This is a genomic window from Lentzea sp. NBC_00516 (assembly GCF_036346835.1).
In the GTDB taxonomy this organism is placed as follows: domain Bacteria; phylum Actinomycetota; class Actinomycetes; order Mycobacteriales; family Pseudonocardiaceae; genus Lentzea; species Lentzea sokolovensis.
Map to the genome: position 1 here is coordinate 8,766,856 of NZ_CP107840.1, position 12,935 is coordinate 8,779,790.

14 protein-coding genes are annotated in these 12,935 nt (G+C 68.1%); 9 read left to right on the forward strand and 5 right to left on the reverse strand.

The window, feature by feature from the left end; genetic code table 11:
• Positions 1-20: 20 nt before the first annotated feature.
• On the reverse strand, positions 21-1,505 hold the full coding sequence (locus tag OG205_RS40655; protein ID WP_330273111.1) for a M48 family metalloprotease: 1,485 nt from the start codon (positions 1,503-1,505) through the stop codon (positions 21-23).
• 43 nt (positions 1,506-1,548) lie between these two features.
• The gene (locus OG205_RS40660; protein WP_330273112.1) at positions 1,549-2,085 is read right to left on the reverse strand and encodes a hypothetical protein; all 537 of its coding nucleotides are present in this window, start codon (positions 2,083-2,085) and stop codon (positions 1,549-1,551) included.
• A 157-nt stretch (positions 2,086-2,242) separates the two neighbouring features.
• Between OG205_RS40660 and OG205_RS40665 the strand changes: the two genes are divergently transcribed.
• Together OG205_RS40665 and OG205_RS40670 are read left to right on the forward strand one after the other, a co-directional pair.
• Positions 2,243-3,220: a tyrosine recombinase XerC gene (locus tag OG205_RS40665; RefSeq protein WP_330273113.1), complete on the forward strand. Its 978-nt coding sequence runs from the start codon at positions 2,243-2,245 to the stop codon at positions 3,218-3,220.
• The gene (locus OG205_RS40670) at positions 3,195-4,190 is read left to right on the forward strand and encodes a FliA/WhiG family RNA polymerase sigma factor (RefSeq protein ID WP_330273114.1); all 996 of its coding nucleotides are present in this window, start codon (positions 3,195-3,197) and stop codon (positions 4,188-4,190) included. The genes OG205_RS40665 and OG205_RS40670 overlap by 26 nt, the downstream gene beginning before the upstream one ends.
• 542 nt (positions 4,191-4,732) lie before the next feature.
• Here the strand turns inward: OG205_RS40670 and OG205_RS40675 are convergent.
• A complete protein-coding gene (locus OG205_RS40675) occupies positions 4,733-5,206 on the reverse strand; it encodes a M23 family metallopeptidase (protein ID WP_330273115.1) in 474 nt (157 codons plus the stop codon).
• Between the two features lie 372 nt (positions 5,207-5,578).
• Between OG205_RS40675 and rpsB the strand changes: the two genes are divergently transcribed.
• The 5 genes from rpsB (at position 5,579) to OG205_RS40700 (ending at position 9,711) form a co-directional block, all read left to right on the forward strand.
• Positions 5,579-6,445 carry a 30S ribosomal protein S2 gene (gene rpsB / locus OG205_RS40680; protein WP_330273116.1) on the forward strand — a complete coding sequence of 289 codons (867 nt, stop codon included), beginning with the start codon at positions 5,579-5,581 and terminating at the stop codon, positions 6,443-6,445.
• Positions 6,446-6,516: 71 nt separating this feature from the next.
• Positions 6,517-7,332, forward strand: a complete 816-nt coding sequence (tsf, locus tag OG205_RS40685) for a translation elongation factor Ts (RefSeq protein WP_330273117.1) — start codon at positions 6,517-6,519, stop codon at positions 7,330-7,332.
• Positions 7,333-7,458: 126 nt separating this feature from the next.
• Complete coding sequence (pyrH, locus tag OG205_RS40690) at positions 7,459-8,169, forward strand: UMP kinase (protein ID WP_396426237.1); 711 nt, start codon at positions 7,459-7,461, stop codon at positions 8,167-8,169.
• A 61-nt stretch (positions 8,170-8,230) separates the two neighbouring features.
• Positions 8,231-8,788 (forward strand): ribosome recycling factor, encoded by a 558-nt coding sequence (frr, locus tag OG205_RS40695; protein ID WP_330273118.1) that lies wholly within the window; start codon positions 8,231-8,233, stop codon positions 8,786-8,788.
• Between the two features lie 68 nt (positions 8,789-8,856).
• A complete protein-coding gene (locus OG205_RS40700) occupies positions 8,857-9,711 on the forward strand; it encodes a phosphatidate cytidylyltransferase (protein ID WP_330273119.1) in 855 nt (284 codons plus the stop codon).
• Between the two features lie 7 nt (positions 9,712-9,718).
• On the opposite strand, the gene OG205_RS40705 is transcribed toward OG205_RS40700, so the two are convergent.
• On the reverse strand, positions 9,719-10,567 hold the full coding sequence (locus OG205_RS40705; RefSeq protein WP_330273120.1) for a VOC family protein: 849 nt from the start codon (positions 10,565-10,567) through the stop codon (positions 9,719-9,721).
• A gap of 65 nt (positions 10,568-10,632) precedes the next feature.
• On the opposite strand from OG205_RS40705, the gene OG205_RS40710 reads away from it, so the two are divergent.
• Both OG205_RS40710 and OG205_RS40715 read left to right on the forward strand, forming a co-directional pair.
• Entirely contained in the window at positions 10,633-11,376 is a 744-nt protein-coding gene (locus OG205_RS40710; RefSeq protein ID WP_330273121.1) for a class I SAM-dependent methyltransferase, read from the forward strand.
• 21 nt (positions 11,377-11,397) lie between these two features.
• Complete coding sequence (locus tag OG205_RS40715; protein WP_330273122.1) at positions 11,398-12,375, forward strand: aldo/keto reductase; 978 nt, start codon at positions 11,398-11,400, stop codon at positions 12,373-12,375.
• Between the two features lies 1 nt (position 12,376).
• On the opposite strand, the gene OG205_RS40720 is transcribed toward OG205_RS40715, so the two are convergent.
• Positions 12,377-12,763, reverse strand: coding sequence for a PadR family transcriptional regulator (locus OG205_RS40720; RefSeq protein WP_330273123.1), 387 nt, complete (start codon positions 12,761-12,763; stop codon positions 12,377-12,379).
• Between the last annotated feature and the right edge of the window lie 172 nt (positions 12,764-12,935).

Consider the following 12,935-nt stretch of genomic DNA (forward strand, 5'->3'; position numbering starts at 1 on the left):
GTCCACTGTGGACGGACGGGTCAGCGGGTGCGGAGGTAGCGCGGGACGGCGAGGGCTGTCACGACGACCGCAGCCGTGAGGATCGACCAGAACGTGATGCCGAAGTCCCTCGCGACCGTCATCGCGACGTCGGACTGCGGCGTCGGGGACTGGCAGATCGGCAGGTTCCTGGCCTCCTCGGCCGGACAGCCGAGGTAGATGCCACGCAGTCTGGCTGACCAGGTCCACAAGACCGCGAACAGCCAGCCGCCGGCAACGCAGGCGCAAGGCACGGCATACGTGAGGAAGGAGGGCATTCGGGAAGCGCTCGGGTCGGTGCGATGCCATGACGTGCCGAGTGCGTCGAGCCACCAGCACAGGCCGAGGATTCCCAGAGCAAGTGCGAGGAGTACGGATGGTGCGATCGGGACGCCGATCGGAGCCTGATCGAAGATCTGGGTGTAGAGCGGCAGGTGGCTGCCGATCACCAGGCCGCTGAGTAGTGCGGCGGCGGTGAGCAGGGGGCGCAAGCGGTTGCGGTCTTCCTGCCAGGCGCCGCGCCACAGGCAGAAGGCCGCGAACAGCGTCAGCGGGATGCCGATCGCCACGCCGGTGAAGATCGGGGTGCTCCTGTCCTCGGTGGCGCCGCTGAGGAGCATGTCCTGCAACGTCACGAAGGCCGCGCCCGCCGCGGCGGCGCCCAGTGACACCTGGCCCATCGGTGAGGCCAGCAGGCGCAGCGGGTTCGTCAGGGCCTGGGAGCGTTCGTCGGCTCCGGGGTGATGGCGGAGCCAGGAGCGGACCACCGAGCGGGTCTGGTCGGTCTCGTGCGCCTTGACAGCGGCCAGGAGGCCTTCCACGCCGAACTCGGCCGCGTGCAGGTCGGCGGCGTGTTCGCGGGCGCGCAGGAAGGCGCGAGCGATCAGTTCGGTGACGAGGGTCAGTGCGGCCAGGCGCAGTGTGCTCACGAGGAAGGAGGTGACGTCGCCGCGGTCCAGCAGGACTTCCAGCCACAGCACGAGCAGGGCGAAGAAGCCGGTGGAGAGGTTCGAGAACCGCAGGACGGTGGCCAGTTGGTACCACCAGAGGTCGCCTGCGTGCACGTGGGCGAGTTCGTGGCGCACCACGGCGTCGAACACGGCTTTGCGTTCGCCGGTCATCGAGTGCAGGGCCAGGAGTTCCGGGCCCAGCACGACGATCGGCTTGCGTGGCGCGCCGGTGACGTAGGCGCGGCTGCCCAGTCGTTTGCCGAGGCGCACATCTACGTGGCGCGGCGGGTTCACCTGCCGCACGAGTTCCGCCACCGCCTTGCCGGCCTCGCGGAGGCCGGTGTCGGCGATCGGTGTGGAGCGGCGGACGCGGACCGCGGTGTAGAAGCCGTAGGCCGCCAGGCCCGGCGTCAGGAGCATCTGCAGTTTCTGCAGGTAGGAGCCTGCGCCGCCCTGTTCGAGGCTGGACAGCCAGTTCGCGACGAAGAAGACGTTGAGCAGCACCGTCACGGCGAGGAGGAGAAGCAGAAGGATCATCTCGGACGGTAGTGCCTCGGGTTGACCTGCGGCTTCTCTGCCGTCATCCGGAGTTGTCACCGGCCTCGGGTCTGGCGTCGTCGCCGCTGTCCTGGGCGTTGTCGCGCAGCACGAGGGCGGCGATGACGGCGTCCGCGAGCGCGTCGGCCTTCTGCTGGTCCATGCCGAGCGAGAGAGCACGCTCAAGGGCGATCTGGCGCACCTCGGCGAGCTGGGGCGTGGTCAGCGGCGTGGACGGCAGTTCGAGTTGTGCGACGGGCTTGCCGCGGAGCTTTCGCCACGCTTTGCGCACGGCGTTGGTGGTGCCGTCGCTGACGGCCTTGCCGACGCTGTCGGAGACGGCGGTGATCACGCTGCCGGACACGAGGGCGATCACCGGGGTCGCCATCGCGACGATGTCGCCCAGGCCGAAGCCCAGCGGGTCGTCGTGGGCCTGGCGCAGGCGGCGTTCGGCCTGTTTGGGGCTCTCCAGGTACGGAGCGGCGACGATGTCGAACGAGGACAGCTCCTCAGGAGCGATCTTGCGCACGACTCGGCGAGCGAGCTCATCGGCTGTTCGGACGGTGGTGCTGGCTGCCATCACTACTCCGAAAGGTGATCTGTGCGTGACGCCAAACCCCTGCTCGTCACAGGGAGTTGAAACGTTATCGTGTTCCCGATCATGAGAGCGCTCTCAAATGGCGCGGGGGTGTGGCGATACTTGACCAAACGCCTCGACTGGCGCAGCGTCTTGGCCTATGTCCCCGCCGCCGCATGGTCGGACACGTCGTGTCGATCTCGTTCGCCTGCGCGAAAAACTGCCGGCGACCGTGGCAGACGTGGTGCGGCAGTACGAACGGCACCTGATGTTGGAGCGTGATCTGTCGCCGCACACGGTGCGCGCTTACATCGGTGATGTCGTGGCATTGCTTGGACACGTCGCGGGGAATATCCCGGAAAACGCGGAGGTCGAGCGCATCGACCTGACGAATTTGCGGTCATGGCTTGCCGCGCAACGCACTGCTGGTGCGAGCCGCACGACACTCGCGCGCCGTGCCGCTGCCGCGCGCACGTTCACCGCGTGGGCGCACAGAGCTGGGCGTTTGGCCTCGGATCCGGGGCCTCGGCTCGCCGCTCCGCGACCGCATCGGACGTTGCCGTCCGTGCTGCGCGAGGACCAGGCGAAGGACGCGATGAGGGCCGTATCCTCTGGCGCGTCCGAAGGCGATCCGGTTGCGCTGCGTGATCAGGCCGTGGTGGAGTTGCTGTACGCCACAGGTATCCGCGTGGCCGAACTCTGTGGTCTTGATCTCGACGACGTGGACTACTCCCTAAGGGTGATTCGAGTTCTGGGCAAAGGTGGACGCGAGCGCAGCACGCCGTTCGGCGTGCCGGCCGAGCGAGCGCTGCGGCGGTGGGTGGACGAGGGCCGAAACGCCCTGGTAGCACTGGATTCGCCACCGGCGCTGTTCCTCGGCGCCCGCGGCGGCCGGCTGAACCAGCGAGCCGTTCGCACTCTCGTGCACGAGGTCGTCGCCGTCGTACCGGACGCACCCGACATCGGGCCGCACGGGTTGCGCCACTCCGCTGCGACCCATTTGCTGGAAGGAGGAGCGGACCTGCGCACCGTCCAAGAACTGCTTGGTCACGCTACGCTCGCAACGACTCAGCTTTACACACACGTCACTGTCGAACGGCTGAAGGCGATCCATGACCGAACCCACCCCCGTTCCTGACGCCGCAGGGGGAGGATCGCGTACGGCGACCGTGCCCCCTGAACCCGTCCTGCCCGCACCAGTGTCGAAGCAGGCGAGCAACGGGCACTGTCAGAACGGCGCGCCACGCACCGAGGAGACCCCCGAGCCCGGTGCCAACACGCATGTCAACGGCACGCCCGCTGCCGTTCCGACTGCGGTGACGCGCGCGGACGTGCGGTCCGGTGACGACGTCGAGGCCGGCATCGTCGCGCTGTGGCGCGGCTACGGCGAGTCCCGCGAGCAGAGCCAGCGCGACCGCCTGGTGTTGCACTACGCGCCGCTGGTCAAGTACGTCGCCGGCCGCGTCGGCACCGGCCTGCCCGCCCACGTGGACGTGGCCGACCTGATCCAGTCCGGCATCTTCGGCCTGGTCGACGCGATCGAGAAGTTCGAGCCGGAGCGCGGCCTCAAGTTCGAGACCTACGCCATGCAGCGCATTCGCGGTGCGATCCTCGACGACCTGCGCTCGCAGGACTGGGTGCCGCGCTCGGTCCGCAGCCGCGCCCGCGACGTGGAACGAGCCCTCGAACGCCTCGGCGCCAAGCTGCAGCGCACGCCCACCGACCGCGAGCTCGCCGCAGAGCTCAAGATCGGCCTGGCCGAACTGCGCGAGCTCTACGGCCAGCTCCAGCTCACCAGCGTCGTCGCCCTGGACGAGCTGATCGCCCCGAACAAGGGCGGCTCCTCGCTGGCCGAATCGCTCCCGGACGACGGCGCGGAAGACCCGGTGGCGAGCCTCGTCGACCAGGACAGCCGCCGTCAGCTGGCCGACGCGATCGCCCAGCTGGCAGAACGCGACCGCGTGGTCGTGACCCTCTACTACTTCGAGAACCTGACCCTCGCCGAGATCGGCAAGGTCCTCGGCGTGACCGAGTCCAGGGTCTGCCAGCTGCACACCCGCGCCGTCCTGCGCCTGCGCACCAAGCTCAACGAGCAGTCCGAGGCCTGACCGCACCTCGTCCCACTCCAGCAGCCTGGCGAGCGCCGGGCTGCCGGACACCCGTACCGAGAAGTCGTGCGGGCCTCCTCAAGGTGGCTTGAACCTTCTTTCCGTCCGTTGCCAGGGCTAATTCACTCGAACGGGTGGCCCTTTGGTCTGCTCCCAGCACGCCCTGTGCCCACTCGGGCATCCCACCGAACTGCTGACCCTGAAGTCGGGCAGCGAACGACCAGGTGTGTCGAGCGCCCCGCTGATGCCGAACGGGAGCGGCCGCAGTAGTGCGTCCGGCGAACCGCTGTACCGAAAGGTGAGCAGCTCGAAGGCAGCCGGACCGCAACCGCACGGCAGGCGTTCGGGCGCCTCGGAAACCGGGCAACGGGCGAACAGGCAGGCCGGGAGACGGGCGAGGTGAGGGGACGGCCGTCTCCCGGCCACCTGACGGGCGCTTGCGGCGTGTGTCGGGGTGCGCCGCTGCTCAACCGCCGTGGGAACGGCGGGAAGCGCCCGATCGGAGCGCCGCACGGGGGACAGCGCCGCGCGACGGAGGACTGCTAGCCGCCCCGGGAGGGCGTGGTCAGGGGCAGAAGCCGCACCCGGCCCGTGCCGACCAGGCGGAGCGGGTCCAGGTAGGCGTGGTCCCGGCGGGCGCCCCAGTGCAGGCAGGGAGACGGGCAGTGGCCCGCCTGCAGGTGGCCGATCACCTCGCCCCGGCGCACCGGGCGACCGGTCGTGACGGTGGGGGCGATCGGTTCGTAGGTGGTCCGCAGGCCGCTGCGGTGTTCCAGGGACACCAGCGTTCTGGCTGCCACCGCGCCCGCGAACACCACGGTGGCGTCGCCCGCGGCCAGGACGGCTGTGCCGGCGGGCGCGGAGAGGTCGACGCCGCGGTGACCGGGACCGAACGGCGAGGCCGGCGCCTCGAACGCGCGCACCACGGAGTGGGGCGGTGGCAGCGGCCAGGCGAACCGGACCGGGGCAGGGGCCAGGAGCGTCGAGACGAGCAGTGCGGCGGGGAGGAGGGGCATGGGTCAACGGTCGCGGGAGGGTGTGCCGGGGACCAGCGGGTATTGGGAATCTGTGGATTACTCGCCGGTTGTGGACAACTACCCCCGGCGAGGTGGGGGCGATTCGAAGTTTGTCGGGGGTGGGGAGTAGACTTTTGGGCGCGTCCCGTCTGTGCGCGGGACGACTTCGCGTGCCAACGCAGATCCGACCGGCTGATCCCAGCAGGGTCGAGTCACGACGTTCGACGGTCCCGACGGAGCAGAGATGCTCAGTGGGTACGAACGGCGGCTTCGGCACCAGGGCTGAAGGCCGAACCCGGCCGGAAGCGAAAACCGAACTGACGCGCAAAGGTGAGACCTCGCGCGTCCCGACAGATGAGGTGCGAACCGGCCATGGCCGTCGTAACCATGAAGCAGCTGCTTGACAGCGGCGTGCACTTCGGGCACCAGACCCGACGCTGGAACCCGAAGATGAAGCGCTACATCCTCACTGAGCGCAACGGCATCTACATCATCGACCTGCAGCAGACGCTGACCTACATCGACCGGGCTTACGAGTTCGTGAAGGAAACGGTCGCGCACGGCGGGTCGATCCTGTTCATCGGCACGAAGAAGCAGGCGCAGGAGGCCATCGCCAACGAGGCGCTCCGCGTCGGCATGCCCTACGTGAACCAGCGCTGGCTGGGCGGCATGCTCACCAACTTCTCGACGGTCCACAAGAGGCTTCAGCGCCTCAAGGAGCTCGAGTCGATGGAGCAGACCGGCGGTTTCCAGGGTTTCACCAAGAAGGAAATCCTGATGATGAACCGCGAGAAGGACAAGCTGGAGCGCACGCTCGGCGGTATCCGCGACATGTCCAAGGTGCCCAGCGCCGTGTGGATCGTGGACACCAAGAAGGAGCACATCGCGGTCGGTGAGGCTCGCAAGCTGAACATCCCGATCGTCGCGATCCTCGACACCAACTGCGACCCGGACGAGGTCGAGTTCCCGATCCCGGGCAACGACGACGCGATCCGCTCCGCCGCCCTGCTGACCAAGGTGGTGGCCGAGGCCGCCGCCGCCGGTCTCATGCAGCGCTCCGGTGCCCGCCGCGACGCCGCCGAGGGCCAGGACAAGCCCGACGTCGCCGCCGACGAGCCGCTGGCGGAGTGGGAGCAGGAGCTCCTGACCACCAACGCCGCCGTCGCGACCGAAGCTCCGGCTCCGGCCGAGACTCCGGCCGAGGTCCCGGCTTCGGCCGAGCAGCCCGTCCAGTCCTGATTTCCCCCACGAGGTGCCCGCGACAAGCGGGCACCTCGTGACCTAAGCGCGTACATCGCAGAAGGAAAACGATGGCGAACTACACCACCGCGGACGTCAAGAAGCTCCGCGAGCTGACCGCCGCCGGCATGATGGACTGCAAGAAGGCGCTGGACGAGGCGGACGGCGACTTCGACAAGGCCGTCGAGATCCTGCGCATCAAGGGCGCCAAGGACGTCGGCAAGCGCGCCGAGCGCACCACGTCCAACGGCCTCGTGGCCGTCAAGGACGGCGCGATGATCGAGCTGCGCTGCGAGACCGACTTCGTGGCCAAGAACGCCGACTTCATCGCCCTGGCCGACGACATCGTCGCGCTCGCCAAGGCCAACAAGGTCGCCGACGTCGACGCCCTCAAGGCCGTCGAGGTCGACGGCAAGACCGTGGACGCGCTGGTCCAGGAGTTCTCCGCCAAGATCGGCGAGAAGCTCGAGCTGGCCAAGGCAGTCGACTACGACGGCACCGTCTCGGTCTACCTGCACAAGCGCGCTGCCGACCTGCCGCCCGCCGTCGGCGTGCTCGTCGAGTACACCGGTGACAACGCCGAGGTCGCCAAGGGTGCCGCGATGCAGATCGCCGCCATGCGCCCGAAGTACGTCACGCGTGACGAGGTCCCCGAGGAGCTCGTCGCCAACGAGCGTCGCATCGCCGAGGAGACCGCTCGCGAGGAGGGCAAGCCCGAGGGCGCGCTCCCCAAGATCACCGAGGGTCGCGTCAACGGCTTCTTCAAGGACGTCGTGCTCACTGAGCAGGCTTCCGTGACGGACAGCAAGAAGACGGTCAAGGCTCTTCTGGACGAGGCCGGCGTGACGGTTACCCGTTTCGCTCGGTTCGAGGTCGGCCAGAGCTGATTCGCATGAGGGCGGGGTTGCAGGTACCAGCGACCCCGCCCTTGGCGTGTCCACAGAAGTTTCCAGGCCAAAAGCGCGAGGAGAGGACCTGTGAGCGAAGAAGGTAGCCACGGCTACAACCGGGTGATGCTCAAGCTCGGTGGCGAGATGTTCGGCGGTGGTGGCGTCGGTGTCGATCCCGATGTCGTCCAGACAGTGGCCAAGCAGATCGCGGCCGTCCACAAGTCCGGCGTGCAGGTCGCCGTCGTGATCGGTGGTGGCAACTTCTTCCGCGGGTCCGAGCTCCAGCAGCGCGGGATGGACCGTTCGCGCGCCGACTACATGGGCATGCTCGGCACGGTCATGAACTGCCTGGCGCTGCAGGACTTCCTCGAGCGCGAGCACGGCATCGACACCCGCGTGCAGACCTCCATCCAGATGACGCAGGTCGCGGAGTCGTACATCCCCCGCCGCGCGATGCGTCACCTCGAGAAGGAACGCGTCGTGATCTTCGGCGGCGGCGCCGGCCTGCCGTACTTCTCCACGGACACCACGGCCGCCCAGCGCGCGCTGGAGATCGGCTGCGAGATCGTCCTGATGGCCAAGGCCGTCGACGGCGTCTACACGGCCGACCCCAAGATCGACCCGGACGCGCTGATGTTCGACAACATCACCCACCGCGAGGTGCTGGAGCGCGGCCTCAACGTCGCCGACGCGACGGCGTTCAGCCTCTGCATGGACAACAACATGCCGATCCTCGTCTTCAACCTCCTCACCGAGGGGAACATCGCGCGCGCGGTGCGTGGTGAGAAGATCGGCACTCTGGTCAGCACCCCCGGTGGCCGCCCGGCCTTCTAGACCTGGTGGGATCTCTCCAGGACCGGGAATTGGGCACGAACACGCAGAGCAAGGAGCAGTCGTGATCGACGAGACCCTCCTCGACGCCGAGGAGAAGATGGAAAAGGCGGTTTCGGTGGCGAAGGAGAACCTCTCCTCCGTCCGAACCGGTCGTGCGACTCCCTCGATGTTCAACCGAATCCACATTGACTACTACGGCTCGATGACGCCGCTGAACCAGATGGCGAGCATCACCGTTCCCGAGGCGCGCATGGCGGTCGTGAAGCCGTACGACGCGGGCCAGCTGAACGCCATCGAGAAGGCGATCCGGGACTCCGACCTCGGCCTCAACCCGAGCAACGACGGGTCGATCATCCGCATCGTCATCCCGCAGCTCTCCGAGGAGCGACGCCGGGACATGGTGAAGGTCGCGAAGTCGAAGGGCGAGGACGCGAAGGTCGCCCTGCGCGGCGTTCGTCGCAAGGCGAAGGAAGAGATCGACAAGCTCGTCAAGGACGGCGAGGTCGGCGAGGACGACGGCGCACGGGGTGAGAAGGAGCTCGAGGCTCTGACCCACCGCTACGTCGCGCAGGTCGAAGAGCTCGTGAAGCACAAGGAATCCGAACTTCTCGAAGTCTGATGTTCCACTGATGGTTCGCCCGGCCGAGTCGCCGCAGGCGTGAATGCCCAGGCCGGGCGGAGGTCTTGATGGGAGCACAGGTGGCAGGCGGTCCCGCGGACGTCCCCACGTCCAAGCCGTCGCGCGCAGGTCGTGACCTGCGGTCGGCGATCCTGGTCGGCGTCGGCCTCGGCGCGATGATCATCGTGTCGCTGCTGACGGTCAAGGAGACCTTCATCGGCATCGTCGCTGCCGCCGCGGCGGTGTCGACGTGGGAGATCGCGAACGCCTTCAAGAAGGCCGGCATCAACGTCGCCCTGTGGCCCGCGCTGATCGGCGGCCAGGCGATCATCTGGCTGTCGTGGCCGCTGGAGCGCTCCGGCATGATGACCGCGTTCGTGGTCACCGTGCTGGTGTGCATGATCTGGCGGTTCCGCGGCGGCTCGGACGGCTACCTGCGCGACCTGAGCGCGTCGGTGTTCACCATCGCGTACATCCCGTTGTTCGCGGCGTTCGCGGCCATGCTCGTCGTTCCTGAAGACGGTGCGGGTCGCGCGTTCGCGTTCATCATCGGTGTCGTGCTCTCCGACGTCGGCGGCTACGCGGCCGGTGTCTTCCTCGGCAAGCACCCGATGGCGCCCACGATCAGCCCGAAGAAGTCGTGGGAGGGCTTCGCCGGGTCGTTGACCGCCGGTGCGGTCGGCGGCGCGATCACGGTGACGACGCTGCTCGACGGCCAGTGGTGGCAGGGCGCGCTGTTCGGCGCCGTGCTCGTCGTCACGGCCACCGCTGGCGACCTGGTCGAGTCGCTGATCAAGCGCGACCTCGGCATCAAGGACATGGGCACGCTGCTGCCCGGCCACGGCGGCCTGATGGACCGGATGGACTCGCTGCTCCCGTCCGCCGTCGCCTCCTGGCTGCTGCTGCACCTCTTCGTGCAGTAGCCGGCACTCAGTCGTCGTACGGGTCGTCCACCTCGGTGCGCGGCTCGGCCTCGATCACGCGGGACTGGTCGATCACGGAGAACGCCACTCCCGCGTGGTCCTCGACCACGGTGATGCGTCCGAACGGGGTGTCGTAGGGCTCCACGGTCACCCGGCCGCCCAGTTCCAGCACCCGGTACGCCACCGAGTCGGTGCCGATCTCGGGCGCGGCGTTGAAGTACACCATCCAGTGGGAGCGCTCTCCGTACGGGAACTCGCGCCCCATCTTCTGCCGGCCGATGACCTCGGTGCCCTCGACGGACCACGACGCGTAGTCCAATCGGTGGCCGTCGCCGATCTGCGTGATGTCGTAGTGGCACAACTCGCCGAAGAACTCGTCGGCCGCCGCGCCGTCACGGGTGTTCAGCTCGGCCCACGCGTAGGCGCCGTGCCCGCCCGTGCCGAACCGCCAGTCCGGTGGCACGTGCCGGAACCCGACGACTGCGCCGGTCGGGTCGGCGATCACCGTGCTCTGCGTGTGGTCGGCGGCGTCCTCGGGGTTGCGCAGCACCGATCCACCGAGGTGGAAAGCCTTCTCCGCGGTCGCGCGCGCATGCGGCGTGACCAGGTACAACCGCCACTCGTTCGGTTCGCCCTGCGGCAGTCCGGCGACGGGAACGCCGTCCACCATCGCCACGGTGTAGCCGTCGTCGTCGGCGTAGTGCCAGCCGAACAGGCCGGTGTAGAACTCGATCGCGCCCTTGAGGTCGTCGACGGATCTTTCGACCCAGCACGGACTTCCGGACAGCAACGGCGCGAGCTGGGGCGTGTTGGGCGCGATCGACACTGCCGCCTCCTGCAGGGAAAGAAGTGCCATAACGCTACGCCGTAGATGGACGAATTCGAACGGTCATCGGCAAATGGAGGCCCTACAGTGTCTTCGTGAGGGGATTCGTGCGAGCGGCGCTGAACGCGGTGCGTCCGGCAGAGGTCGTGCCCAGTCCGAACATCTGGCACTGGCCCGACGTCTACGAGGTCGAGAACCGCGCACAGGACGTCCACGGCGCGATTTGGACGGCGTTAAGCGAAGAATGTCCGTTTGACGGCCAGGACGTGGTGGACATCGGCTGCGGCGACGGATTCCACCTGCCGTTGATCGCGCGCACCGCGAAGTCCGTCACGGGCGTCGAACCGCACCCACCTCTGGTCGTCCGAGCCAGGCACCGGACGGCGGAACTGGCCAACGCGCGCGTCGTTTCCGGTCCCGCGCAACGACTTCCGCTCGACGACGCCTCCGCCGACGTGGTGCACGCCCGCACCGCCTACTTTTTCGGGCCTGGCTGCGAACCGGGACTGCGCGAGGCGGACCGCGTGCTGCGGCCGGGCGGCGCGCTCGCGATCGTGGACCTGGACGGCTCGGCCGATCCGTACGGGCCTTGGCTGCGCGCCGACGAACCGCGCTACGACCCGGCCGTGGTCGAGAAGTTCTTCGCGGACAACGGGTTCTCACTGCGGCGCGTCACGGCGGAGTGGCGGTTCGAGAAGCGGGAGGACCTGGAGGCCGTGCTGCGCATCGAGTTCTCCGCGAAGGTCGCCGAACGGGCGATCGCCTCCGTGAACGGACTGAGTTTTCCGGTCGGCTATCGCCTGCACGTCCGGCGCAAGCCGAAAGGGCTGATCGTGTGATCCGCGACTAGGCTTCGGTTCGTGGAGAAGCGAAACGCAGGCAGGTTGAACCGCCAGGTCGGCGTCGTGGGGCTGGGCTGCTGGCAGCTCGGCGCCGACTGGGGCGAGGTGGACGAGAGCGACGCGCTCGCGTTGCTGCACGCCGCGGCCGACACGGGGGTCGACTTCTTCGACACCGCTGACGTGTACGGCGATGGTCGTAGTGAGACGCTCGTCGGGCGGTTCCTCAAGGAGCGCAAGGACGACGGGGTGTTCGTCGCCACGAAGATGGGGCGGCGGCTGCCGGCGCAGGTCGCGGAGGGGTACAGCCGGGAGAACTTCCTCGCGTGGAACGACCGGAGCCGCCGCAATCTGGGTGTCGACACGTTGGATCTCGTGCAGCTGCACTGCCCGCCCACTGCGGTCTACAGCCGTGACGAGGTGTACGACACCTTGGACGAGATGGTTGAGCAGCAACGGATCGCTGCTTATGGCGTGTCGGTGGAGAAGGTCGAGGAGGCGCTGGAGGCGATCAGGCGTCCGCACGTGGCCAGCGTGCAGATCATCCTGAACGCGTTCCGGCTCAAGCCTCTCGAAGAGGTGCTCCCGCAGGCCGCCGAGGCGGGGGTCGCGATCATCGCGCGGGTGCCGCTCGCATCCGGGTTGTTGACCGGGAAGTACGACAAGGCAACGACTTTCGGTGCGGATGATCACCGCAACTACAACCGCAACGGCGAGGCCTTCGACGTCGGCGAGACCTTCTCCGGGGTTCCCTACGAGGTGGGCCTGGAGGCGGTGGAACGCCTGCGGCCGCTGGTGCCGGAAGGTGCCACGATGGCGCAGTTCGCGCTCAGGTGGATCGTGGACCAGTCCGGCGTCACGGTGGTGATTCCCGGTGCTCGCAACGTGGAGCAGGCTCGAGCCAATGCGCAGGCCGCTGAGCTGCAGCCGGTGGACGAGAAGGCCGTCACGGCGGTGTACGACGAGCTGATCCGGCCGCACGTGCACGACCGGTGGTAGGTCACTCCTCGGCGAGGATCGCGTACAGCTTGCGGCGCAACTCGTTGTAGAGCTCGGCGGCGCGGGTCTTCTGCTCGGGCGTGCCCGCGTGGGAGATCTGCTCCATCGCGGCGCCGAGCAGCCGGACCGCTGTGCGCAGTTCGCCGTCGACCGGGTCGAGCTGGATGTCGATGTCGTGCCAGGGCGGGGCCGTGTGCTCCGCCCTGCCGTGCTCGGTGAGCGTGAACAGCTTCTTGCCTCCTTCTTCCAGTGCGGAGACGAGGCCTTCGTCGGCGAGCATCTGCAGCGTCGGGTAGACCGAGCCGGGGCTCGGGCTCCACACGCCGCCAGTGCGCTTGGCGATCTCCTGAATGATCTCGTAGCCGTGCATCGGCCGTTCTGCCAGCAAGGACAGAACCGCCGCCCGGACGTTGCCGCGCCTCTGGCGGCCGCCCCTGCCGCCGCCCCCGAAGGGTCCGCGGCGATGCCTGTGGTGGTGCTCTCTGTGGTGTGGTTTCATCATCATGTCGCTAACGATATATCGGAACCTATCGCGATGCAACGGTCTTGTGTTGGTGAAG